Annotated in this window: 22 protein-coding genes; 11 read left to right on the top strand and 11 right to left on the bottom strand. The window is 72.8% G+C overall.

The window, feature by feature from the left end; genetic code table 11:
• Window positions 1-8 precede the first annotated feature (8 nt).
• Entirely contained in the window at window positions 9-977 is a 969-nt protein-coding gene (locus tag QUV83_RS11445) for a pirin family protein (RefSeq protein WP_436231908.1), read from the bottom strand.
• A 110-nt stretch (window positions 978-1087) separates the two neighbouring features.
• Entirely contained in the window at window positions 1088-3832 is a 2745-nt protein-coding gene (locus tag QUV83_RS11440) for a cellulose binding domain-containing protein (RefSeq protein ID WP_289564646.1), read from the bottom strand.
• 184 nt (window positions 3833-4016) lie between these two features.
• On the opposite strand from QUV83_RS11440, the gene QUV83_RS11435 reads away from it, so the two are divergent.
• The gene (locus QUV83_RS11435) at window positions 4017-4226 is read left to right on the top strand and encodes a hypothetical protein (RefSeq protein ID WP_289564645.1); all 210 of its coding nucleotides are present in this window, start codon (window positions 4017-4019) and stop codon (window positions 4224-4226) included.
• 119 nt (window positions 4227-4345) lie between these two features.
• On the opposite strand, the gene QUV83_RS11430 is transcribed toward QUV83_RS11435, so the two are convergent.
• From QUV83_RS11430 to QUV83_RS11415, 4 genes are read right to left on the bottom strand one after another with little or no spacing between them, the layout of a single operon-like run.
• Entirely contained in the window at window positions 4346-4918 is a 573-nt protein-coding gene (locus QUV83_RS11430; protein ID WP_289564644.1) for a Dps family protein, read from the bottom strand.
• A 35-nt stretch (window positions 4919-4953) separates the two neighbouring features.
• The gene (locus QUV83_RS11425; RefSeq protein WP_289564643.1) at window positions 4954-5610 is read right to left on the bottom strand and encodes a DUF4126 domain-containing protein; all 657 of its coding nucleotides are present in this window, start codon (window positions 5608-5610) and stop codon (window positions 4954-4956) included.
• 54 nt (window positions 5611-5664) lie between these two features.
• Window positions 5665-6549, bottom strand: a complete 885-nt coding sequence (gene ligD / locus QUV83_RS11420) for a non-homologous end-joining DNA ligase (protein ID WP_289564642.1) — start codon at window positions 6547-6549, stop codon at window positions 5665-5667.
• Entirely contained in the window at window positions 6546-7472 is a 927-nt protein-coding gene (locus QUV83_RS11415; protein ID WP_354003943.1) for an ATP-dependent DNA ligase, read from the bottom strand. The genes ligD and QUV83_RS11415 overlap by 4 nt, the downstream gene beginning before the upstream one ends.
• A gap of 99 nt (window positions 7473-7571) precedes the next feature.
• Here QUV83_RS11415 and QUV83_RS11410 point away from each other — a divergent pair, with 99 nt between their 5' ends.
• The 5 genes from QUV83_RS11410 to QUV83_RS11390 all read left to right on the top strand — a co-directional run bounded on the left by QUV83_RS11410 (window position 7572) and on the right by QUV83_RS11390 (window position 11940).
• Window positions 7572-8660, top strand: a complete 1089-nt coding sequence (locus QUV83_RS11410; RefSeq protein ID WP_289564640.1) for a Ku protein — start codon at window positions 7572-7574, stop codon at window positions 8658-8660.
• A 6-nt stretch (window positions 8661-8666) separates the two neighbouring features.
• On the top strand, window positions 8667-9716 hold the full coding sequence (locus QUV83_RS11405; RefSeq protein WP_289564639.1) for a PHP domain-containing protein: 1050 nt from the start codon (window positions 8667-8669) through the stop codon (window positions 9714-9716).
• A 166-nt stretch (window positions 9717-9882) separates the two neighbouring features.
• Window positions 9883-10167 carry an HU family DNA-binding protein gene (locus QUV83_RS11400; RefSeq protein WP_066588874.1) on the top strand — a complete coding sequence of 95 codons (285 nt, stop codon included), beginning with the start codon at window positions 9883-9885 and terminating at the stop codon, window positions 10165-10167.
• Between the two features lie 226 nt (window positions 10168-10393).
• Window positions 10394-10843 carry a Fur family transcriptional regulator gene (locus QUV83_RS11395; RefSeq protein ID WP_289564638.1) on the top strand — a complete coding sequence of 150 codons (450 nt, stop codon included), beginning with the start codon at window positions 10394-10396 and terminating at the stop codon, window positions 10841-10843.
• 38 nt (window positions 10844-10881) lie between these two features.
• A complete protein-coding gene (locus QUV83_RS11390; protein ID WP_289564637.1) occupies window positions 10882-11940 on the top strand; it encodes a threonine aldolase family protein in 1059 nt (352 codons plus the stop codon).
• Between the two features lie 144 nt (window positions 11941-12084).
• Here the strand turns inward: QUV83_RS11390 and QUV83_RS11385 are convergent, their stop codons facing one another.
• Both QUV83_RS11385 and QUV83_RS11380 read right to left on the bottom strand, forming a co-directional pair.
• Window positions 12085-13857: a glycoside hydrolase family 6 protein gene (locus QUV83_RS11385; RefSeq protein WP_436231907.1), complete on the bottom strand. Its 1773-nt coding sequence runs from the start codon at window positions 13855-13857 to the stop codon at window positions 12085-12087.
• Window positions 13858-14064: 207 nt separating this feature from the next.
• The gene (locus QUV83_RS11380) at window positions 14065-15111 is read right to left on the bottom strand and encodes a LacI family DNA-binding transcriptional regulator (RefSeq protein WP_289564636.1); all 1047 of its coding nucleotides are present in this window, start codon (window positions 15109-15111) and stop codon (window positions 14065-14067) included.
• Between the two features lie 130 nt (window positions 15112-15241).
• Here QUV83_RS11380 and QUV83_RS11375 point away from each other — a divergent pair, with 130 nt between their 5' ends.
• Entirely contained in the window at window positions 15242-17884 is a 2643-nt protein-coding gene (locus QUV83_RS11375) for a substrate-binding domain-containing protein (protein WP_289564635.1), read from the top strand.
• A 49-nt stretch (window positions 17885-17933) separates the two neighbouring features.
• Here QUV83_RS11375 and QUV83_RS11370 read toward each other — a convergent pair whose 3' ends face one another.
• From QUV83_RS11370 to QUV83_RS11360, 3 genes are all read right to left on the bottom strand, one after another.
• Window positions 17934-19772, bottom strand: coding sequence for a DEAD/DEAH box helicase (locus QUV83_RS11370; RefSeq protein WP_289564634.1), 1839 nt, complete (start codon window positions 19770-19772; stop codon window positions 17934-17936).
• Window positions 19773-20005: 233 nt separating this feature from the next.
• Complete coding sequence (locus QUV83_RS11365; RefSeq protein WP_289564633.1) at window positions 20006-20425, bottom strand: CoA-binding protein; 420 nt, start codon at window positions 20423-20425, stop codon at window positions 20006-20008.
• 44 nt (window positions 20426-20469) lie between these two features.
• On the bottom strand, window positions 20470-20643 hold the full coding sequence (locus tag QUV83_RS11360) for a CsbD family protein (RefSeq protein WP_289564632.1): 174 nt from the start codon (window positions 20641-20643) through the stop codon (window positions 20470-20472).
• 144 nt (window positions 20644-20787) lie between these two features.
• Here QUV83_RS11360 and QUV83_RS11355 point away from each other — a divergent pair, with 144 nt between their 5' ends.
• From QUV83_RS11355 to QUV83_RS11340, 4 genes are read left to right on the top strand one after another with little or no spacing between them, the layout of a single operon-like run.
• Window positions 20788-21414 (top strand): CDP-alcohol phosphatidyltransferase family protein, encoded by a 627-nt coding sequence (locus tag QUV83_RS11355; protein WP_289564631.1) that lies wholly within the window; start codon window positions 20788-20790, stop codon window positions 21412-21414.
• The gene (locus tag QUV83_RS11350) at window positions 21411-22451 is read left to right on the top strand and encodes a DUF881 domain-containing protein (protein ID WP_289564630.1); all 1041 of its coding nucleotides are present in this window, start codon (window positions 21411-21413) and stop codon (window positions 22449-22451) included. Before QUV83_RS11355 ends, QUV83_RS11350 begins: the two co-directional genes overlap by 4 nt.
• Complete coding sequence (locus QUV83_RS11345; protein WP_289564629.1) at window positions 22448-22780, top strand: small basic family protein; 333 nt, start codon at window positions 22448-22450, stop codon at window positions 22778-22780. Before QUV83_RS11350 ends, QUV83_RS11345 begins: the two co-directional genes overlap by 4 nt.
• Complete coding sequence (locus QUV83_RS11340) at window positions 22777-23634, top strand: DUF881 domain-containing protein (RefSeq protein WP_289564628.1); 858 nt, start codon at window positions 22777-22779, stop codon at window positions 23632-23634. The genes QUV83_RS11345 and QUV83_RS11340 overlap by 4 nt, the downstream gene beginning before the upstream one ends.
• The last annotated feature ends 107 nt before the right edge of the window (window positions 23635-23741 follow it).

Genomic DNA, 23741 nt, shown 5'->3' with positions numbered 1-23741 from the left:
CTGGGGTGTCAGGGGCGGCGCCTCCGGCGCGGGGTGAGGCGGACGTTCGGCAGCTCGGGCGCCGGGATCCGGGCGTCGCCATGCCCGGCCACCACACCGAACCTCTCCTCGCGGTGATGCTCCCAGTCCTCCCGCGCCTGCAGGATGTCGGCGTGGCTGCGCCCCAGGAAGTTCCACCACATCACCAGGTCCTCGGCGAAGGGCTCGCCGCCGATGAGCAGTGCCCTGGCGCCGTGCACGCTGCGCAGTGACAGCCGCTCGGAGCCGGGCGCCAGGTAGCGGAGCGGGCCCGGCTGCTGCGGCGCCCCGCCCACCTCGACGGCGCCGTCGAGCACGAGCAACGCATGCTCGAACTCGGGCCGCAACGGCAGCGTGATGGACGTCCCCGCCTCGAGGGCCAGCTCGGCGCCGAGCAGCGGGCTGTGCACCTGCGCCGCCGAGCGCGCGCCCTCGAGCTCGCCGACCAGCACCGTCGCGCGCAGGCCGTCACGGGCGACCACCGGCAGCTCGGTGTGCTGCTCGAACCGCGGCTCGATGTCCGCGGCGCCGGCGGGCAGCGCGACCCAGAGCTGGACGCCGTGCAGCAGTGGCCCGTCGCCGAGCGACATCTCGGAGTGCGCGACCCCGCGTCCTGCCGTCATCAAGTTGAGCTGGCCGGGCCGCACCACCACATCGCTGCCGACGCTGTCACGGTGGTGGATCTCCCCGACGAGGGGCCAGGTGACGGTCTGCAATCCGGTGTGGGGGTGCGGCAGCACGCGCATGTCCACGTCGGCGGGCCCGAACTCGTCGAGGAAGCACCAGGCGCCCACCATCGGCAGGCCGCGCTGCGGCAGCGTCCGGCGCACATGCATCGCGCGGAGCCCGCCGAGCGGCACATCCCGCGGCTCCAGGAGCAGGCTGCGGGAGCCGTCGTCGACGTCATGCGGCTCTGGGTGGAGCTCGGCCTCCCGGGGCCGCGTCTCGAGGTTCGTCACCCGTCCACTGTGCCACCGCGCCCGGGCGCCGCCGAATCACCCGTCGGCTTCGACATGCCTGCGGCCCACCCGCCAGGCTGGCAGGTGGGCCGCAGGCGCCGTGCCTCGGGTCAGGAGACCGCGCAGGCCGTCCCGTTCAACGTGAACGCGCTCGGCCGCGTGTTGACGCCCGTGTGGGAGCCGTTGAAGCCGATGTCCGTGCTGGCCCCCGCCGCGAGCGTGCCGTTCCACGCCGCGTTGGACGCCGTCACGTTGGCGCCGGTCTGGCTGAAGGCGGCAGACCACCCGTTGGTCACCGTCTGCCCGGCCGGGAACGTGAACGCGAGCCGCCAGGACGTGAGCGGTTGGGCGCTGGTGTTCGTGATCCGCACCGAGGCCGTGAAGCCGGTGTTCCAGTCGTTGGTCGTGTACTTCACCGCACATGTCCCGACCGGGTTCGACGTCGCCGTGGGGCTCGCCGTCGGCGTCGGGGTGACGGTCGGAGTCGGCGTGATGGTCGGCGTGGGAGTCGGGGTCACCGTGACGGTGGGGGTGGGCGTGGGGGTGGTCGTCGGGACCGTCCCGGTCACATCGCCCACGATGACGCCGCGCCCGTTGGTGCCGACGTACACCCGCCCGTGCACGTCGGGGTCGCCGGTGATGGCCGATCCCGTCCACGCCCACTGGTGCTGGTCGTCGTTGACGCGGATCCACGTGGCCCCCGCGTCCTCCGAGCGGAAGACTCCCCGGACGCCGTTCACCTTGGACGAGGTGTAGACGGTCGGGTACGTCTTGCCCGGCGCGGCCTTGCCGAAGCCGATGCTGTCGCCCTCGGTGACCGCCGCCAGCTTCGTGAACGACGCCCCGGAGTTGGTCGACCGCCACATGCCGTAGGTCGACCCAGTGGCGCCGCCTGCCAGCCACACGTCGCCCTCTGCCCCGGGAACTGCCGCGAAGCGCACGTTGCCCGTGGCCGGGAGCCCTGTCGCCGCCGCGGTGAACGACGCGCCGCCGTTGGTGGAGACGTAGAAGGTCCCCGCGGCGAACGCGTAGAACTTCAGCGGGTTGACCCGGTCGGCCTCCACCTGGGCTCCCGCGGGGACGCCCGTGGACGCCGTCCAGGACGAGCCGAGGGTCGTGGAGACGTGCACGCCGGCCCCAGCCGGGCTCCACACGATCCGCGATCCATCGGCGGACATGGCCACCGTGCCGGCCCCCGTCACGCCAGCGGGCTGCTGGCCCGCCCACCACGAGCTGCCGGAGCTGGTGGAGATGCCGATGTGCGACTCGACGGCGCCGTCGACGGCCTCGCCGACGCGGACCATCGTCGCGGGCGACTTCTCCGCGAAGTCCACCCCGCGCACCGTGCCCTGGTAGGGCTGCGTGAACATCTGGGACGGGACCTTGGTGATGTCGGTGTGCACGAACCCGCCGATGTCGCCGAGCCCGGAGACGAGCTGCACCGATCCCGGGGGAGCCGCGAGGTCGAGCACCGCGGTCTCCTCGATGCCCTGGGCGCGGACCTTGAGGTCGATCTTGCCGCCGGCGTCCCACTGGGTGAGGTTGTCCGTGCCATAGACGGTGGCCCCCGTGCCGTAGAACGCCCGGTTGGAGTTGAACGGGTCGATCTCGAAGGACTCCATCATCCAGCCCAGCTTGGGGCTCGGCTCGGGCGGGTTGGCCGCCTTGCCGAAGGTCAGCCACGGGGCGCCGGAGATGTCGAGGTTGTAGCGCAGGCTCCGCTCGGGGTAGCTGGTGAAGTCCCAGGCCCGGGTCCAGGTGGCGCCGCGGTCGGTGCTGCGGAAGATCTGCGCGTCGGGCCACCAGGACATCTGCGAGGTGGCCATGAGGGTGTCCGGGTCCTGCCGGTCGATGGTCAGCCCGCTGAAGCCGTAGGCGAAGTCGCCGCCGCGGTCGGGGGTGATGTTCGTCCAGGCTCCGGTGGCGGCGTCGAGGCGCCAGATCGCGCCCGCCCCGCCGTCGTACGGGCCGCCCGTGTCGGAGGTCGCGATGTAGAGCTGCTTGCCCACCGCGTCGAAGACGCCCTTGTGCGGCAGGAACCCGGTGGGCTGCCCTGCCACGCGCTGCCAGGTGACTCCGGCGTCGGTGGAGCGGTAGACGGAGTTCTCCTTGTCCGCGACGCCCACGTAGATCGTCTTCGTCGCCTGCCCCGCAGCCGAGCTGGTCGGGTCGAAGGTGACCCACACGACGCCCTGGTTGTCGGCCGTGTAGTCGTAGCTCGGGTCCTGCACGTAGTTGCCCGCGTTGGGGAAGCTGGTCACCTTGGCCCAGGTGACGCCGTAGTCGGTGCTGCGCCACAGCCCGTTGCCGCTCTCGGCGCCGTAGTACAGGACGGAGTTCTTGTTCGGGTCGATCTGCAGGCGCTCGCCCATGCCGCGGCCCGGCATGTTGCCGCCGACCTTGAACGGCAGGACGGTCTTCTGCCAGGTCGCGCCCTTGTCGGTGGACCGCAGGATCGCGCCGTTCTGCGGGTCCCAGCTGTTGGTGTAGGTGCCGGCCGCCACGTACACGCGATTGGTCTGCACGGGGTCGGTGGCGAGGCTGAGCACGCCGCTGTGACTCCAGTCGTCCCAGCCGACGTGGTCGAGCAGCGGTACCCATCGGTTGGTCGCGGCGTCGAGCCGGTACGCGCCGCCGATGTCGGTGCGCGCGTAGACGAGGTTCTTCTCCTTCTGGTTGAAGATGATGGCCGGCACGAAGCCGCCGCCGACGATCTCGACGTTCTTCCAGCTGTATCCGGTCTCCGCCGCAGCGGCCTCGGGTGCTGTCGAGACGGCTGCTGTGCTCACCCCGACGGTGATCGCGGCGAGCAGCCCGATCGCGGTCAGGGGAGCCATCACTGGTAGGACGCGCATCCGCTTCACTCCTTTGTGGGAACGGTGGGGTCGCCGCGGGTGGTCGCGCTGAAGCGGCAGCCGACCGTATCGAAGCGCTTCGACGTTGATCCAGGGGGCAAAACGTTTCATTCACGCCGACGGCGCCGCCCGCGCCGAAGCCCGCCCGGATGCGGCCACCAGGACCACGCGGTAGAACCGGTGCATGACGCGCGAGCACAGAGACCTGACCTCCGACCCCGCCGCCGAGCTGATCGCGGCGCGGCGCCTGTCGGACGACGAGGTGCGCGCGGAGGACGCCCGGTCCGGTGGGGACGCCGCCGCGGCGCCGCGGTCGCTGCATGCCACGGAGTTGATCCCCGACGACGAGGCGATCTCCAGCAACGATGATTGGGACGATCCCGAGCGTTTGTGACCCCGCGCCCCCGGCGCCGCCCGCCACGAGGCTCGAGCGCATGACGAAGGCCCGGCGCCTCAGGCGGCCACCCGTGAGGTGTGCCCTTGAGGCGCCGGGCCTTCGTCGTCAGTGCGAGATCAGGCCTTCTTCGCGGCTGCTCCAGCCTTGCTCGCCGCCTGCTTCTCGGTCTCCGCGCCCTGCGTGCTCAGACGCCCCCCAGCGGACTCCAGGTGCGCGCGCACGAACCACTGGAACAGCTCGAGCTGTCGGAGCTGGCCGATGATGAGGTCGTTCGTGACGTCGTCCACCCCCTCCGTCGCCTTCATCGCCTTGCGGTGGGACTCGATGACACCGTCGTAGACCTCGTCCAGGGCGCCCAGGTGGTCGATCGCCCCAGCGCGGCCGATCCCGTAGTCGTCCCAGGTGCGGTTCTTCACGATGTAGCCGGGAGTGCCGTAGGGCGCGACTCCGAGCGTGGCGATCCGCTCGGCAGCCTCGTCGACCATCTCGCGCACCGCGTCGACCTGCGGGTCGAGCATCTCGTGCACGGCGATGAACTGCGGCCCGACCACGTTCCAGTGGATGTGCTTCAGCGTCAGGGCCAGGTCGTTCAGGGAGTTGAGCCGCTCCTGCAAAATCGCGGCCACCTCGGAGCCCTGCTGGGGCGTGAGACCGGGGACTGTGTACTTCGGCAGCTCTGCGCGGGCCATCATGACGTTCCTTCCTTCGCGTTCTCGGTGTCCGCCTATGGCGGCGTCGTGCGGCCTCCACGTTGCCGCACCTGCGCAGACACCGCATCCGGTGATGCCCCGGAGTGGCGCCGGCGGCCCCTGCGCCACCGCCACCACACCGCCCCCAAGACGAGGAGCATGCCCACCACGAGCAGCGGCGCCAGGAGCGCGGCGAGCGACAGCGTCACGCTGGTGGCGTCCTCCGCGGCGCTGAGCAGCGGGGCCCCGAGCCCGAAGGTCGCGGCGTTGACCACTGGGCGCGCCAGCGCCTTCGCGGCGTGGACCGCGAGCGCCAGCAGCACCCCGACCAGCACCGGCGCCCACTGGCCGGAGCTGACGAAGGCGGCCGGGTCCCTCACCACCGCCTGGGCGGCGCCCGGGTCCTGGGTGCCGACGCCCGCGCCGAACGCGATGCCCCCGGCCCCGGGGCGCACGATCGTCTGGACCACGTCGTTGACGTGGTCCACCCCGGGGATCTTGTCGGCGACGATCTCGAGCAGCAGGAGGACTCCCAGCACGGTGAGCACCCAGCCGTCGGTGAGCCATTCCCAGCCCGCCGGGGTGGAGATGAGGTCTGTCCACCGGGCTAGCGCGCCGAGGGCCAGCAGCGGCACGTAGGCGTTGAGGCCCGCCGCCGCCGCGAGGCCGGTTCCCGCCAGGATCTCGAACATGGCGGCCAGCATGGCAGGCGGCGACGACCCCCCAGGGGACCGCCGCGGGGCGGCTCACAGGTGGAAGAGGTCGCCGTCCTGCTCGAGGCGCCGGGCGACCTCGGCAGGTCCGAGCTGTGCGAGCCCGGGCCCGATCTCGTCCCAGTGCCGGGGCGCCGCGACCGCGGGCTGCTCCCGGCCGCGTAGCGAGTAGGGGGTGATGGTGGTCTTGGCGGGGTGGTTCTGGGACCAATCGAGGAGCACCTTGCCGCCGCGCAGGTCCTTGCGCTGGAGGGCCACGACCAGTGCCGGGTGGGCGTGGGCGAGCTCCTGGGCGAGGCCCTTGGCGTATTCGCGCACCTCCATCGCGGTGCGACGGCCGGGGAGCGGGGCGTAGAGCTGCATCCCCTTGCTCCCGGAGGTGACGGGGACCGTCTGGAGTCCGTCGTCGGCGAGCCGGTCGGCGACCAGGTGCGCCACGCGGGCGCACTCGTCGAGGCCGGCGGGGGCCCCGGGGTCGAGGTCGACGACCAGCCGGTCGGGGCGGTGGATCGCGCCGCGCGGCCCGACGCGCCACTGCGGTGTGTGCAGCTCCAGGGCGCCCTGGTTCGCCGACCAGACGAGTCCGGCGAGGCTGTCGATGAACGGGTACGTCAGGTCCTTGCCCTCGTCCTCGGCGCCGGGGGCGGCGGGCAGCGTGCGCCGGCGCACCCAGGACGGCGCCCCCGCGGGGATGTTCTTCTCGAAGAACCGCTCGCCGCCGACGCCCTCCGGGAAGCGGATGCGGGTCACCGGGCGGTCCTGGAGCTGGGCGAGGAACGCGGGCGCGACCTGGGTGACGTAGTGGATGACCTCGGCCTTCGTCATCCCGACGGAGGGGTACATGACCCGGTCAAGGTGCGTCAGCCGCACGCGCTGGCCGTCGACGTCGACGGTCTGCGCGTCGTCGGCGGGGCTCACAGGTCCTCCCAGAGGTCGATGTCGGCGTCGTCGCGCACGCCTCGCACGACGGGGTGCCGCAGCCGTCCCGCGGCGGTGCGGTGCAGGTACGCGACGTCCAGGGCCACCACCGGATCGCACCACGTGGCGCCCTGCGCGTCGACCGGGGGGACCTCGTCGTCGAAGGGGTTGTCGGGTCGCCGCACGGGGCCGAGCAGGCGGGCGAGGCGCCGGTCGAGCGGCCCCGCGATGCCGCTGCCGGCCCGCCCCAGGTAGCGCAGCCGGCCGTGGTGGTCGGGGGCGCCCAGCAACACGGCCCCGATGGCGCCGGTCCCGGCGGTGGGCGCGCGCCATCCGCCGACGAGGGCGGTGCGGGTGGTGCGGTGCGCCGCCTTGATCCAGTCGCGCGACCGCCGCCCCGGCTGGTAGGTCGAGGACCTCCTCTTGGCGACGACGCCCTCGAGGCCGTGCTCGCGGGTCACCTGCCACAACTCCGGGCCGTCGTCGTAGACGGGGGAGAGCTGGGCGGGCGGCGGGAGGGTGAGCCGTTCGAGGGTCGCGCGCCGCTCGTCGAACGACCGGCGCGTCACATCCACCCCGTAGAGCATCAGCACGTCGAACACGAGATAGGACACGGGCGACACCTCCGCCAGGCGTCGCGCGCGGGCCGGGTCGCGCACGTGCATGCGCTCGGCGAGGGCCTCGAAGGACGGCCTCCCACCGGACATCGCCACGACCTCCCCGTCCAGCACGGCGCCCTGCACGTCCGCGAGCGCGCCGAGCTCGGGGTAGGCGACGGTGACGTCGCGGCCGGTCCTGCTGAGCAGCCGGAGGACGCCGCGGGTGGTGTCGGCGAGCACCCGCACGCCATCCCATTTCACCTCGAACGCCCACGCTGGCCCCGTGGGCAGACCAGCCTGTGGGTCGGCTCCGGTGGCGAGCATGGGCTGCACGGGTCCATCCTGCCCAGATGACCCAGAACGCCGCGCGTTCGGGCCGTCGATGGCGCGGTCGCCTGGCTGGGCGAGGGGAGGTGGTCGCCGGTGCGGGCGATCTGGAAGGGCGCGGTCGCCTTCGGGCTGGTCAACGTCCCGGTCAAGTTGTACGCCGCCACCGGGGAGCATGAGGTGCCGTTGCACCAGGTGCACCGCACCGACGGGGGGCGTATCCGGTACCGCAAGACGTGCAGCGTGTGCGGCGAGTCGGTGGAGATGGCGGATATCGCCAAGGGGTATGAGACGGCCGACGGCGAGCTGGTGATCCTCACCGACGAGGACATGGCGCAGCTCCCCCTGGCCACCGAGCGGGAGATCGCCGTGGTGGAGTTCGTCCCCCAAGACCAGGTCGACCCGATCCTGCTGGCCAAGACGTACTACCTGGAGCCGGAGCGCACCGCCGTGAAGCCGTACGCGCTGCTGCGTGAGGCGTTGGCGACGACCGAGCGCATGGCGGTGGTGAAGGTCGCGCTGCGGCAGCGGGAGTCGATGGCGGTGCTGCGGGTGCGCGATGACGTGATCTGCCTGCAGACGTTGCTGTGGCCCGACGAGGTGCGCGCGGCCGACTTCCCGGTCCTGGACACCGAGGTGCAGGTCAGGCCGCAGGAGTTGGCGATGGCGTCGTCACTTGTGGAGTCCCTGGCGGCCGACTTCGACCCGTCGGGTTTCGAGGACTCCTACCAGGGGGCGCTGGAGAGCCTGATCGAGGCGAAGGTGGCGGCGGGCGGCACGCAGGGCGTCCCGGAGGCGCTGGGCACGGCCGGGCGCGGCGAGGGCGAGGGCGCCGAGGTGGTCGACCTGCTCGCAGCGCTGCAGCGCAGCGTGGAGAAGGCCCGGGGGCAGCAGTCCGCAGGCGCGGCGAAGCAGGGCGGCGCGTCGAAGCCGGGCGGCCGAGCGAGAGGGTCCCGGTCGACGGCTCCGGAGGCGGAGGCCGACGCCGGGCGGCGCACCGGGACGGATGACACGCCCCCCGCGCGGGGCGCCCGGGGGAGCCGGAAGGCCGCTGCCGCGGCGCCCGAGCGCACGGCGGCCAAGGGTGCCACGGGGACCACCGGGGCCAAGGGCAAGGCCAAGCCCCAGGACGACGAGGCCAGCGGATCGGCCCCCAAGAGCCGGCCGCGCCGCCGGGCCTCCTGACCAGCCATGACGTCCTCCCAGGCTGCGACGGCGCAGGCTGACGCGGTGAGCACGCTGCGCCGCGTCGCCTTCCTGCTCGAGCGCGCCGAGGCGAGCGCCTACCGCAGCGACGCGTTCCGCCACGCCGCGCGCACGCTCGAGCAGCTGGACCCCGACGAGCTGCTGGCCCGGGTCGACGCGCAGTCGTTGACCGATCTGCCCGGCGTCGGCGAGCGCACCGCGTCGATCGCCGCCGCCGCCGTGCGCCACGAGCCCCAGGAGTACCTCGAGAGGCTGGAGGCCGAGGACGCGGCGAGCCGTGGGCCGCGGCCCGGCGACGCCCTGCGCGCCCAGTTGCGAGGCGACCTGCACACGCACACCGACGCCAGCGACGGCGGCAGCCCGCTGCAGGAGTTGGTCCTCGCCGCGATCGAGCTCGGCCACGAGTACATGGCCGTCACCGACCACTCGCCCCGCCTGACCGTCGCCAACGGCCTCTCCGCCGCCCGCCTGCGGGCGCAGATCGATCAGATCGCCGCCCTCAACCGCGCGGTGGCGCCCTTCCGGGTGCTCACGGGCATCGAGGTGGACATCCTCGACGACGGCGCCCTCGACCAGGATCCCGAGTTGCTCGCCGAGCTCGACGTGGTGGTCGCGTCGGTGCACTCCAAGCTGCGGATGGACCGCCCGGCGATGACCCGCAGGATGCTCGCCGCGGTGCGCAACCCGCACGTCGACGTGCTCGGGCACCTCACCGGCCGCCAGCTCACCGGGCGCCGCCAGCGCCCGGCCAGCGAGTTCGACCCGGATGCCGTCTTGTCGGCCTGCGCCGAGAACGGCGTGGCCGTCGAGGTCAACTGCCGGCCCGACCGTCTCGACCCGCCGCACGCCCTGTTCGACATCGCGGTGGAGCTGGGCTGCGTGTTCTCCATCGACTCCGACGCGCACGCGCCCGGCGAGCTCGACTGGCAGATCGCGGGCTGCGACCGCGCCGCCGCGCACGGCGTGGGGGCCGATCAGGTCATCGACGCGTGGCCGCTGGAGGACCTCCTGGGCCGGCTCGACGCGCGGATGTGAGGTTCTGCAGGCGCGCCGTGGCAGCGAGCACCCGGCGCGGGCCACTAGGGTCATCCGCGGTGGACACGCGTCAACGAGGCTCCGGACTCGTCGACCTTCCGTCTCCGCCGTCGCCCGGGGAACTCACCCGGGCACGCACGTCCCGACCGACAAGGAGCACAAACCCGTGAGCGTCAACCGCACCGAGCTCGTCCAGGCGATCGCCGCCAAGGCTGGCCTGACCAACACCGCCGCCGACGCGGCGCTCAAGGCCTTCCAGGAGGTCCTGGTCGAGCAGCTTGCCGCCGGCGAGAGCGTCACCATCCCCGGCCTGCTCGCGGTGTCGCGTGCCGACCGTGCCGCGCGCACGGGCATCAACCCGCAGACGGGTGAGAAGCTCGAGATCCCCGCCGGCTTCCGCGTGAAGCTCACCGCGGGCAGCGCCCTCAAGCGCGCCGTCGCCGCCAAGTAGGCAGCAATCTGACGAGGCCCCCGATCGCAGCCGCGGTGGGGGGCTTCGTCATGCCGGGCTCGCCGCCGGGCCCGCCCTCGGACGGCAGGGGCCCGTCGCCTAGACTGGCCGGGCATGCGCGGGCGCGCCGAGCGGTTGTGACGCTAGGCGAGGCGGACGAGATTCGACCGCGCGCGGAGCAGCGCACGGGAACTCGTGCATGGAGCAGTGGGGGAGCGGAGGACTGATGGCGGTGGTGCAGCGCAACACGCGGCAGCGCGCCGAGGTGATCGCACTTCTTGACGGGCTTGACGAGTTCCGCAGCGCGCAGCAGCTTCACGAGATGCTGCGCGAGCGGGGGTCGAGCGTCGGCTTGGCGACGGTCTACCGCGCCGTGCAGACGCTGAGCGAGAGCGGCGAGGTGGACGTCCTGCGGTCGGCGGACGGCGAGGCCGTGTATCGGCGGTGCGAGCGCCGCAGCCACCATCACCACCTGGTCTGCCGGCACTGCGGCCGCGCGGTGGAGATCGACGGCCCGGGCACTGAGGCGTGGGCGGACCAGGTCGCGGCGTCCTACGACTTCGCGGACGTGGAGCACACCATCGAGCTGGTCGGGACCTGCGCGGAGTGCCGCGCGGCGGAGGCCGAGGCTCGCGCGCGGGCAGCGCAGCACCAGGCGGCCGACGACCAGGGCTGAGGCGCCTCGCCGGGCCTGGTCTCCGGCAGAATGACCCGGTGACCGCGACCCACGACACCGCCCGACGCGACTTCGCCTCCGACAACTACGCGGGGGTGCACCCCGAGGTGCTGGCCGCCTTGGCCGAGGCGAACGGCGGCCATCAAGTCGCGTACGGCGACGATGAGTGGACCGCGCGCCTTCAGGACGTGCTCCGGCGGCAGTTCGGCCCCACGGCCGTCGGGTACCCGGTGTTCAACGGCACCGGCGCGAACGTGCTCGCCCTGCAGTCGATGCTGCCCCGCTGGGGTGCGGTCATCTGCGCGGACAGCGCCCACATCAACACCGACGAGAACGGCGCCCCCGAACGCGTCGGCGGCCTGAAGCTCCTCACCACCCCGTCGCCCGACGGCAAGCTCACCCCCGAGCTCGTGGCCCGGCAGGCGTGGGGCTGGGGTGACGCCCACCGGGCGCAGCCGGGCGTCGTCTCGATCACCCAGGCCACCGAGCTCGGCACCGTGTACACCCCGCAGGAGATCCGCGACCTCGCCGACCAGGCGCACGGGCTGGGGATGCGCCTGCACCTGGACGGCTCGCGCCTGTCCAACGCGGCCGCGTCGCTCGACCTGCCGCTGCGCGCCCTCACCACCGACGTGGGCGTCGACGTGCTGTCGCTGGGCGGCACGAAGAACGGGCTGATGATGGGGGAGGCCGTCGTGGTGCTCGACCCCGAGGCCGTCACGGGCATCGACTACCTGCGCAAGGTCGACATGCAGCTCGCCTCGAAGATGCGGTTCGTCTCCGCGCAGCTCGTGGCGTTGTTCGAGGGCGACTTGTGGCGGCGCTCGGCCGCTCACGCGAACGCCATGGCCGCGCGGCTGCGCGCCGGCGCCGAGACCGTCGACGGGGTGCGGATCACCCACCCGACACAGGCCAACGCCGTGTTCGCCGCGCTGCCGGCGGGCGCCGCGGACCGGCTCCGCGAGCACCGGCGCTTCTACGACTGGGACCCCGCCACTGGCGAGGTCCGCTGGATGTGCGCGTTCGACACCACCCCGCAGGACGTCGACGACTTCATCGAGGCCCTGCGGGGCGCTGTCGCGGCCGAGCGCCGCTGACGCCAGGGTCAGCGGGCCCGCGCAGGTGGAAACAGGTGCGGGGAGCGATCCGTCACTCCCCGCACCTGTGCTGAGGGGGTTGTGCCGTGCTCAGCACGGTGGCCCGCTCCATGAGGGGCGGGCCACCGGCTCACGCGTGGCGGGTCAGCTCACCGAGCAGGCCTGCCCGTTGAGCGAGAACGCCGTCGGCGCCGTGTTGGTCCCCGAGTGGGAGCCGTTGAAGCCGATGTCCACGCTGGCGCCAGCCGCCAGCGTGCCGTTCCAGGCAGCGTTCGCTGCGGTCACAGCCGAGCCCGACTGCGACCAGGTGGCGCTCCAGCCCTGCGTGACCTGCTGGCCCGAGGGGAAGGAGAACGTCAGCCGCCAGGTGTTGAGAGCCGAGCCGCCCGTGTTGGTGATGCGGATCGATCCCGTGAAGCCCGTGTTCCAGCCGTTCGCCGTGTACTTGACCGCGCAGGCGCCAGCGCTGGTGGGCGGGGGCGTCGTCGGCGGCGGGGTGGTCGGCGGCGGCGTCGTGGGGTTGGTCGTGGAGATCACCGGGTAGGCGTTCTGCACCAGGGTGCGGAACTGCGCCTCGAACCACTGGCCGGCGAGCGGCGCGTTCGGCGTGGCGCCGGTGAGCTGGTTGGCCAGCTTCGGCGAGACGAACGTGGGGTCGCACATCCGGTCGAATCGCTTGCCCTGGTCGTTCGGGATCTCCGAGGAGGCGCCGTCGGACTCGCCCGGGGGCTTGATCCAGACGAAGGCGTCGAGGTGCGAGCTCGCGTAGCCCGACGGGGTGGCCTGCGGCCGCTCGCCGATGCCGGCGCCCAGCGGGTTGCACCACGCGCCGCGGTGCACGCGCTTGTCCACGCGGGACTGGTCGACGTAGGTGTTGAGAGTCGTGCTGGTCGAGACGGCCGTGGGCCGCGCGGAGCCGCCCCACCCGTTGCGCGAGGTGTCGATGAGCATGCCGGTGCTGGCCGGGAAGCCCTCGGCCACGAGCAGCGAGTGCAGGTGGGCGGTCCAGTCGATCTCGTCGAAGTCGTCGTTCCACTCGTAGAAGCTGCTCGACTTCACCGGGTTGCCGCCGACCTGGAGGGTCGGGCTCGTCAGGAAGGGCTCGACGAGCGGCGTGGAGTTCGCGGTGTTGGTGACGAAGCCGTCCACCGAGGCCAGGCCCGCCTGCGTGGTGCGCGCGACGTCGGCGAAGAGCTTCGCCGCCGGAGCGGCGTTGGACGGCCACCCCAGCCAGCCGCCGTGCGCGGCGTCGATGTACGTGTACACGTTCGGGATGGCGTGCAGCTTGTCGAGCGCGTACTTCACGCCCTCGCGGTAGTAGGGCGCGGCCTGCTGGCAGGCGGCCTCAGACGAGTTGGTGATGAGGTTCGGCAGCGAGTCGGGCTCGATGGTCGCCGAGATCCGGATGTCCTGGTACTTCGGGTCGCCGAGCAGGGCGGCGATCGGGTCGATGTACTCGGTCTTGTACCGGGCCATGCCCGCGTCGGTGGCGGGCAGCTCGCCGTTCGACGCCAGGGCGTAGCAGTCACGCCCCGGCAGGTCGTAGATGACCACGTTGAACACGATGGGCGTGCTGCCCTGCTTCTGCGCGAGCGCCTGGTCCAGGTGGAACTTCAGGCCGTTGCCGTCGGCGTTGCCGGCGATGGCGCTGATCCGGTCCATCCACACCGCTGTGGGCTGGTTCTTGATCGCGCGCATCTTCGCGGCGAGGGTCGCGTCGCCCGCACGGCCGGCGGCGGCCTCGACCGACGCCGACCAGGTGGGGTTCACGTACTGCGTCGCGCCGGCGTACGGGTTGTCGACGTGGGTGGGGGCGGCGCTGGCCCCCGTCGACATCAACGTCAGGGGCAGGGCGACGAGCGCTGTCGCCGTCGCGGCTGCGGCGGCTGCTTTGAGCCGCTTGGGGATCTTGGACACACGGTCCTCCGGGTGGGATCGGCACGCCGCCCCGGCCGATCCGCCCAGGCGACAGTCGCCTGCAACAAGTCCGCGGCGACTACCGGGGAAGGTGGCATGACGGTGCGCGGCGCCGGGACGCCGCGAAACCTTTAGGGCCTTCGCCGTTACCTGATCGTGATCAACCGGTGAGTCGCGCTGAGGCGCCGCCGGGCGCGTGCTGACCGGTCACCTCGCGCGTGGGCCGGTGCTCCCTCGCACTGCGATCCCACCCACCGGGACCATGCGGCTCGCATCCTGGTCCCCATCGAGGACAGCCAGGACGGCCTCTCCCACAGCGGTCCCGAGTGCCGTCAACGGTGACGGCAGCGTCGTGATCGACGGGGTGGCCAACCGGCACAGGGCAGAGTCGCTACCCGCCAGGATCGACAAGTCCCAAGGCACCTCGAGGCCGGTGCGACGCGCCACGTCCAATGCCGCGACGGCCATCTGGTCCGAGTCGTAGACGATCGCCGACGGCGGCGTCGGGGAGGTCAGCAGGCGACGCGTCGCCGCGGCGGCCTCCTCGGCGGTGGCGCTCGTGGGCTCATGGACCACGCTCCCACCGGCGCGCCCGAGTGCGGCCCCCAAGGCGTCCAGCCGCACCCGGGACCGGTGCAGCGCCGCCGGCCCGGTGACCAGCGCCACCTCGCGGTGCCCCAGCTCGAGCAGGTACGTGCCGACGCGCGTGAACGACTCCTGGTCGTCGAGCCACACGGTCGCCAGCCCATGGGCCACCTGGGGTGGGCCGAGCACGACGGCAGGCGCCCGCATCCGGGCCAGGGCCTCGACGCGCGGATCCTGGGTCAGCGGGTCGGCCACCACCATCACGTCGAACCGCCGCTCCGCCCACCACGTCCGATAGGTGGACACAGCCTCCTCGGCGGAGCCCACGATCTGCAGCACCAGGGCGAGCCCCCGTGCCGCGACCACCTCCTGGGTCGCCATCACGAAGTCGAGGAACGACGTCGCGTGGGCCGTCGCGTCCGCGTCACGGCCCAGCACCAGGCCCACGGCCCGCGGGCCGGTGCGCATCGAGCGGGCCGCCGCGCTCGGGCGCCACCCGAACTCGTCGGCCACCCGCAGCACCCGCTCGCGGGTCGCCGCGGAGACGCCTGGCCTGCCGTTCAGCGCGTAGGAGACGACCGCGATCGAGACGCCGGCGGCTCTGGCGACGTCGGAGATCGTCGGTCGGCGTGTGAGAGATCCGAGACCGTCTGCTGCGGGTATGTCCATGATCACCTAGTCTGTCGCCCGATGCGTGCCAACGTATCGTCTCGGCTCCGACGACGTAGGCGAGGTGTGGGCAATGGTGGCCACCGTCCGGCGCGGTCATGTACCGCTCAGCGCACGACGCACGATCGGTGTGCTGTCGCCGGTTGTCGGCGGCTTCTACTTCGGCGGGCTCATCGCGGGCGTGGTCCGTGCGGCGCGCAATGCCGGCCACCGCGTGGTCGCGGTGCAGACCTACCCCGCGGGTCTCGACCGCGAGCGGTACCCGGACGAGCCGCTGCTCGAGGTGCCCGTCGCCCTGGGCGCCGTCGACGGGATCGTCGTGATCGCCAAGGCCGTGCGGCACGACCGGCTCGCCTCGGTGCAGGAGTGGGGCCGGCCGTTGGTGCTCATCAGCGAGGACGAGACGAGCCTGCCCGTCCCCGTGGTCGTGCCCGACAACGCCGGCGGGGTGCGGGCCGCGGTGACCCACCTCGTGGAGCACGGGCACACCAAGATCGGATTCGTGGGCAACGTCATGCAGCGTGACCTGCGCGAACGCTACGCGGCTTACCGCGAGACGCTGTCGGAGCACGGCATCGAGCCCCGGCCCGAGTGGTTCTTCGACACCGCCGACAACCACGAGCAGGGCGGCGCCGACGCGGCCGGCCGCTTCCTGGCAGCCGGGTCCCCGACCACGGCGATGTTCGCCGTGACCGACCGCAACGCGATCGGCTTCACGCGCACGCTGCGGGCCAGCGGGCTCGTGCTGCCACGCGACCAGGCCGTCATCGGCTTCGACCACACCGACAGCGGGGCACGGCTGTCACCTCGGCTGTCGACGGTCGACCCCCACCACGATCGGCTGGGCGAGCTCGCCGTGGCGCTGCTCCTGGCGCGGATGCGGGGCGAGGACGTGGAGCCGATCGTGCACCGCACCCCCGCCACGTTGCTGACCCGCGAGTCCTGCGGCTGCGGGGAGACCGCCGCCGTGGCTCCCGAGGAGGCGGAGGCCTCGCACCTCGGCGCCAGCGCCGCCCGCAAACGGCTGCGCCTGCTCGCCGACGTCGCGTACGGCGGGTCGCCCGTCTCAGGGAATGGGCGCAGGCCCACGGACGACGCCCGCACCACCTGGTGCCATGGCGTCCTGGACCCGCTGGTGGCGGCAGCCGAGCGCGGCGCCATCCCGACCCCGACCACGCTGACCCGGCTCGCGGACCTGACCTCCGCCCTCCAGCCGCACCCCGAGGCGTTGGAGCAGCTCGTCGGAGTGGTGCGAGACCTCGAGGCAGAGGCGTTGGACGCCCTGGCGCCGGACTCGCCACACGCGGCTGCCGTGCGCAGGGTCGCCACCGAGTTGCTGCTGGCCCTCACCAAGGGCTGTGTGCGCCCATTGCTCGCGCGCAGCGGCAACCTCGAGCGCACCATCGCCGACCAGTACGAGGTCGACATGGACCTGCTCCGGGGCAAGGGCGCGAGCCCGCGGGCCCTGACCTGGCTGCCCCGGGCGGTGCGCGGACCCGCATGCCTCGGCCTGTGGGTCGGCCGCGAGCGCGCGCCCGGTGACCGGGAGGTCGAGATCGTCGGGGTGTACGACACCAGCGGCACGATGACCCGCCTGATCGGCTCCCGCAGCCCCGCGAGCCAGTTCCCCCCGCCCGCCCTGACCCGTTCGAGCGGGGTCGGCGGGAGTGACGTGACGTTCGTCGTGCCGGTGACCTTCGCCGGCAGCGACTGGGGGCTGCTGGCGATCGACGGAGTCGTCGAGGCCCGCATGACCAGCGCGCGGGACAAGTACAACCACTGGGCGGCCCTGCTCGCGGTGGCCCTCGACCAGGAGCGCCTGCTCGGCTCGCTGCGCGAGCAGCGCCGGGCGCTGGAGCAGGCGGCCGCACGCGAGCGCGCCCTCGCGGACAAGGTCCGCGCCAGCGAGGAGCGATACGCCCTCGCGTCGATGGCCGCGCAGGACGGCACCTGGGACTGGGACGTCAGCGCGGGCACCGTGTACTACTCGCCGCGGTGGAAGCAGGTGCTCGGGTACCAGGACGACGACATCAGCTCCTCGCCCACGGAGTGGCTCGAGCGGGTCCATCCCGACGACCGGGACGAGCTCTCCGCAGCGATCGCCGCCCAACTCGGCGGGGCGCGTGTGCCGCTGGAGCTCGAGCACCGGGTGCGCACCTCCACCGGCGACTACCGGTGGATGATGTGCCGGGCGGTCACCGTGCTCGACGACGCGGGCTGCCCCGCGCGGCTTGTCGGCGCGCTGGTCGACATGACGGAGCGCAAAGAGCAGGAGCTGGCGCTGCGGCGCAACGCCCTGCGCGACCCGGAGACGGGCCTGGCGAACCGGATGCTCTTCCTGGAGCGGCTGGGCGCGGCGGTGAAGCGGGCGCGGCGCTCGGAGGACTACGACTGCTCGGTGGTGCTGCTGCGGCTCGAGTTCGCCAGCGGCCACGGGTCGCGTGGCGAGGAGCCGGTGGACGACGACGCGGTGGCGCGCGGCGAGGTCGTGCGCCGGCTGCGTCGCGCGGTGCGCGAGGGGGACACAGCGGCGCGGCTCGGCCAGGACGAGTTCGCGGTGCTGCTGGACGACGTGGGCGTGGGCGGCGACCCGCTCCGCGTCGACGAGCTCCTCACGCACCTGCAGATCGACCTGGGCGCGGACTTGGCGACCGGCGTGCTGCCCAGCGTGCAGCGCTACCACGACGCCGACGACGCGCTGCGGGAGGCGGACATCGCCCTGCTGCGGGCGCAGTCCCAACCAGAAGCGCGTAGGCGCTCAGCCCTCAGATAGAGGGCCGAGCGCCTACGCGTCAGTCAGTGGCGGATGTCGCCGCAGTCGGTCAGCGACCCACCGTGTGACGGGGCCGGCGGTCCCGCGACTCCGCGCGGTCGCGGCCCTCGGGACGGTGCGCGCCGGTGGGACGCGACGCGCCCTGTCCGGTGCGGGGGCCGGGGCCCTCGTCGACGCGGATGCGCAGCGGGCGCCCGGCGACGCGGGCGCGGCCGATCCGGTCGAAGGCCTCAGGGCTCAGCCCGGCGGGGATCTCCACCAGGGAGAAGCTGGGGAAGATGTCGATCTTGCCCAGGTCCTTGCCGGTCAGGCCGCCCTCGTTGGTCAGCGCGCCCACGATGGCGCCGGCCTGCGCGCCATGGGTGTGGCCCACCGCGATGCGGTACCGGAGGCCGCCCTCGGTGCGGTGCGTGGCGCGGCGGGGACCGTCGGAGGACGGGCGGGCCGAGCGCTCGTTCCGGTCGCCGCGGTCCGACAGGTGCGCGCGGCTGAGCGCGTCATCCAGGTCGTCACCGTGCGTGGGACGCGGCGCGGGGCCGGTGTCGCCGACGGCGAGCGCGGCCACCACGGAGGCGAGCTCGATCGGGTCCACCGACGGGTTCTCGGCGAGGTAGGCCGTCACCGCCGTGCGGTAGAGGTCCAGGCGGCCGGCCTCGGCGCGCGTGGCGACGTCGCGCAGCAGCTTCTGCACACGGTGCGCGGAGACGTCGGCGGGGGAGGGGATCGAGATCTCCTCGAGCTTCTGGCGCGTCGTCCGCTCGATCGCGCGCAGGCGGTGCTGCTCGCTCGGCGTGACGAAGGTCAACGCCTCGCCCGAGCGGCCCGCGCGTCCCGTGCGGCCGATGCGGTGCACGTAGGCCTCAGGCTCGCTCGGCGCGTCGAAGTTCACGACCAGGCCGATCCGGTCGACGTCCAGCCCACGGGCCGCGACGTCGGTGGCGACCAGCACGTTGAGGGCGCCGCTGCGCAGGCGCTCGACGATCTTCTCGCGCTCGCCCTGGGCCACATCACCGGAGATGTACGCGGCGGAGATGCCGCGCTCGATCAGCGCGCTGCCGACCTCCTCGGCCGCGCCACGGGTGCGGACGAAGACGATCGCCGCATCGGCGTCGGAGACCGCGAGCACACGGGCCAGCGCGCCGGCCTTGTGGCGGTAGGGCACCACGGCGTACGTCTGGTTGACGCTGGTGACGGTCGACGACTGGCGGGAGACCGCGACCTCGACCGGGTTGTTCAGGTGCTGGCCGGCCACGCGGCGGATCGCCGGGGGCATGGTCGCGGAGAACAGCGCCACCTGGCGGTCGGTGGGCGTGGTGTTGAAGATCTTGTCGACGTCCTCGGCGAAGCCCATCCGCAGCATCTCGTCAGCCTCGTCGAGCACGAGGAAGCGGACGTTGTCGGGGCGCAGCGTGCGGCGCTCGAGGTGGTCGATCACACGGCCCGGGGTGCCGACGACGATCTGCGCGCCGCGGGCCAGCGCCCGCTGCTGCGGCAGGAACGGCGAGCCGCCGTACACCGCGATGACCTCGATGCCGGGCAGGTGCTTGGCGAACGTCTCGATCGCCTCGGCGACCTGCATGGCCAGCTCGCGGGTCGGGGTCAGGACCAGCGCCTGGACCTCGCGCAGCTCGGGGTCGACGGCGGCGAGGAGCGGCAGCCCGAACGCGGCGGTCTTGCCGGTGCCGGTCTGGGCGACGCCGGTGATGTCGCGGCCCGCGAGGAGCGCGGGGATGGCCTCGGCCTGGATCGCCGAGGGGATCTCGAAGCCGAGGTCCGCCACTGCGCGGGCCAAGGGCTCCGGCAGGCCGAGCTCGGCGAACGTGATGGTGGGGGCCGCTGCGTCTGACGACTCGGTCGTGGGCAGGGCAGCAGAAGGCAAGGACGTCATGTGTGAATGGCACCGTTCGGATTGCTGAGGAGTCGCGTGCGGGCCGGCCAGGGGGGCCGTCCCGAAGGTCGCATTCCCGAACACATCCACGGCGGTGACGCCGGTACACAGGCACGAGGGAGGCGCGACGAACTCCAGGTTCTGGACGAGTCTACCGGCTGGCCGGGGCTGCCATGTGGTGACGCTGCACACAGCACCCGTCGAGCACGGCTCAGAAACGCCTCAGAAACACCTCAGAACAGGCCGAAGCGAGGCCCTTCGATGGCGGGGCAGGTGTCCATCACGACGTCCAGGCCCGCGTCGCGGGCGCGTGCCGCGGCGTCCTCGTCGATCACTCCGAGCTGCAGCCAGACGGCCCCCGCGCCCACGGCGATCGCGGCGTCGACCACGGGGCCCGCGCGTCGGGAGTTCACGAAGACGTCGACCACGTCGATCGGCTGAGGGGCCGACGCGAGGTCCGGGTGGCCGGGGACGCCCGCCACGGCCTCTGCTCGGGGATGCACCGGCACCACCTCGTGCCCGAGCGTGTCCCGCAGGTAGGCCGCCACACCCCAGGCCGCGCGGGCGCGGTTCGCCGACAGCCCCACCACAGCCCAGCGGGCGGGGGTGGACAGCAGCCGGCGGATCACCTCGGGGTCGTTCACGTGGGACATCTGCCCAGCGAACCACACCCCCGGAACCACGCCCGCGCGCCTGCTCAGTGCTTGAAGGCGTCCTTGATCTTCTCGCCGGCCTTCTTGAGGTCGGCCTTGACCTGGTCGCCGCGGCCCTCGGCCTCGAGCTGCTCGTCGCCGGTCGCCTTGCCGGCGGCCTCCTTGCCCTTGCCTGTCAGGTCCTCGGCGGCGTTCTTCGCCTTGTCGTCAATGCCCATCTCGACGCACCTCTTCCTGTCATCAGCGGGACTCAGTTGACGTTCGACCGTATGACAGGTGCGCGCGACCCGCCCGGCGAGGGACCCAGACGCCCTGAACGACGCCTAAGATCGAGGGTCAGCAGGCTATGGAGGGTCAGCACAGTGTCGACGACAGGGGAGGCCGTGGCGGAGAAGGTCGCCGTCTCAGACCGCGTGCTCACGGTCCCCAACGTCATCAGCCTGGCGCGGCTCCTCCTGGTGCCCGTGTTCGCGGTGCTCATCGGGGCGGGTGAGGACGGCTGGGCGCTGCTCGTCCTCGCGGTGTCCGGCGCCAGCGACTGGCTCGACGGGGTCCTCGCCCGACGCCTCGGGCAGGTGTCGAAGCTCGGGCAGATGCTCGACCCCGCCGCAGACCGCCTGTTCATCCTGGTCACCCTGGTGGGGCTCGCCTGGCGTGACGTGGTGCCCTGGTGGCTGGTGCTCGTGCTCGTCCTGCGGGACCTGCTGCTCCTCGGGCTGCTCGCGGTGCTGGCCCGGTTCGGGTACGGCCCCCTGCCGGTCCACCTGGCCGGCAAGGCAGGCACCTTCGCGCTGCTCTACGCCTTCCCGCTGCTCCTCCTGGCCGAGTGGCCCGACCCCATCGGCTCCATCGCCCTAGTGCTCGGGTGGGCATGCGCCTGGTGGGGCGTGGCGCTCTACTGGTTCGCCGGGGGGCTCTACGTGCTCCAAGCCCGCCGGGTGCTCCTCGCGAGCGCCACTCAGGCCCCGCCCACGTCGGCCGCGGTGTGAGCCCGGACGATCGCGTCGACCAGGCGCCGGAAGGCGCGCGTGCGCGCGGCGCCCTCGACGCGTCGATGACGCTGCTCAACGAGGTCACCCGCAAGCCCTTGGACCCCGGCTACCGGCTCGCCGCGGAGCGCCGGGCCCTCGAGGGCTCCCGCCCGCCCACCGTGCGTCGCACCGCCCTCGTCCTGGTGTCGGCGATGGTCCTCGGATTGGGCGTCACCGCCGCGACCATGTCGTTGCGCGCCCCACAGCCGAGCGTCATGGCCGCGCGGCTGCTCCTCGAGGAGCAGATCCGCGACCGCACGGCCGACGTCGAGCAGCTCCGCGATCGGGCCCAGACGCTCAACGCCGACATCGACCAGCTTCACGCCTCGGCCCTGGCCGCCAGCAACTCCTCGCTCGTGGAGCAGCTCGAGGCCGACTCGCTCGCGTCGGGCGCCACGGCCGTGACAGGTCCGGGCCTGCGGATCACACTGAGCGACCCCGCTGTGGGCGACGGCGCCACCGAGGACCCCACGGCGCGGGTGTTCGACGGCGATCTGCAGATGATCGTCAACGGCCTCTGGCAGGCCGGCGCGGAGGCCGTGGCCGTCAACGACCAGCGGCTCACAGCGACGACCTCTATCCGCAGTGCCGGCAGCGCGATCCTGATCGACCTGGTGCCGATCATCGGCCCGTACACGATCGAGGCGGTGGGGGACCCGCAAGGGCTGCAGACCGGCCTGGCGCGGGCGCGGGCCGGCGATTACCTGACGTGGCTGCGCAACACGGTCGGCGTCGGGGTCGACACGAGCTCCCAGCCCGCCCTCGAGCTGCCCTCCGCCGCGCGAGTCACCCTGCGCTCGGCCACGGTGCCGGCCGGGACGCCGCTGGCGCCGCGCAGCGGCCGGTCCATCTCCGGGGCCGATGTCCACCGTCCGGGTGATCCGGGGCGCTCGGACCTGCTCGCCGACCAGCGGGAGCGCGCTCTGGCGCTGGCCGCGTCCGCGGATGTGGCAGGGTCATGGCCGACGACGAGCGAGAGGAGTGGTCGCACGTGATCGCAGTGATCGGCCTGGTGATCGGTGTCGTGACAGGGCTGCTGGTGCAACCCGTCGTGCCCGTGTTCCTCCAGCCGTACCTCCCGATCGCGGTGGTGGCGGCCCTCGACGCGTTGTTCGGCGGCCTGCGGGCGATGCTCGACGGGATCTTCGACGACCGCGTCTTCCTGGTCTCGTTCCTGTCGAACGTCGTCGTCGCCGCCCTCATCGTCTTCCTGGGCGACCAGCTGGGCGTCGGCAGCCAGCTCTCCACGGGCGTGGTGGTCGTGCTCGGCATCCGCATCTTCTCGAACGCCGCGTCGATCCGCCGGCACTTGTTCAAGGCATGAGCGCGCTGGACCCCGACCGCGCGGACGACGTGGTCGATGTGGACGGTGTGGACGACACCGCCGACTCCATCGACACGCCCGACACCGTCGACGCGGTTGACCCGGCCGAGCCGGCCGCCGAGGAGCCCCGCCGCGACGGGTGGGCGACGTTGCGCGGCCTGCTCCGCCCGCGCGCGACCCGCGCGCAGATCCTGATCGCCGTGCTGTGCGCGCTGCTCGGCTTCGCGGTCGTGGCCCAGCTCCGGCAGACCCGCGACGACGGGCTCGCCAACCTCCGGCAGTCCGAGCTCGTGGGGATCCTCGACCAGACCACCCGCCAGGGCGACGACCTGCAGCGCGAGATCGCCGAGCTCGAGCGCACGCGCGCCGAGCTGGAGTCGGGCACGGACAGCCGCCAGGCGGCGTTGGACGCCGCGACCCGCAGCGCCGCCGTGCAGGGCATCCTCACCGGGCGCCTCCCCGCCGAGGGGCCGGGGATCACCGTGACGCTCACCCAGGCGACGGGCACGATCCGCTATGAGCACATGCTCAACATGCTCGAGGAGCTCCGCAACGCGGGCGCGGAGGCGGTGCAGCTCAACGACCTGCGACTGACCGCGTCGAGCTACTTCGCGCCAGCGGATGACGGCGTGGTCGTCGACGGCGTGCTGATCCGGGCCCCGTACGTCTGGCGTGTGATCGGCAACCCCGACACGATGTCCACCGCGCTGGACATGCATGGCGGCGCCCTCGCGGTCATCCGGAACGCGGGAGGCAAGGCGATCGTGGCGAGCGAGGCCCTGGTGGAGGTCACCGCGACGCGCGAGCCGACAGTCCCGCAGTACGCGACACCGCAGCCTGCGCCGACAGGGTGAGCGCAGGCAGTCCGGCGGCGCCACGGCGCGGTGCTACAACATCGGCGCGCATCCGCATAGGCTGGTGTACCAGTCGTGACCTCGAAGGCGGGTCGCAGTCACAGCAG

Source organism: Cellulomonas cellasea, from assembly GCF_030372105.1.
Taxonomy (GTDB): domain Bacteria; phylum Actinomycetota; class Actinomycetes; order Actinomycetales; family Cellulomonadaceae; genus Cellulomonas_A; species Cellulomonas_A cellasea_A.
Note: the sequence above shows the minus strand (reverse complement) of the source record. Positions and strands in the feature narration are given on the sequence as shown.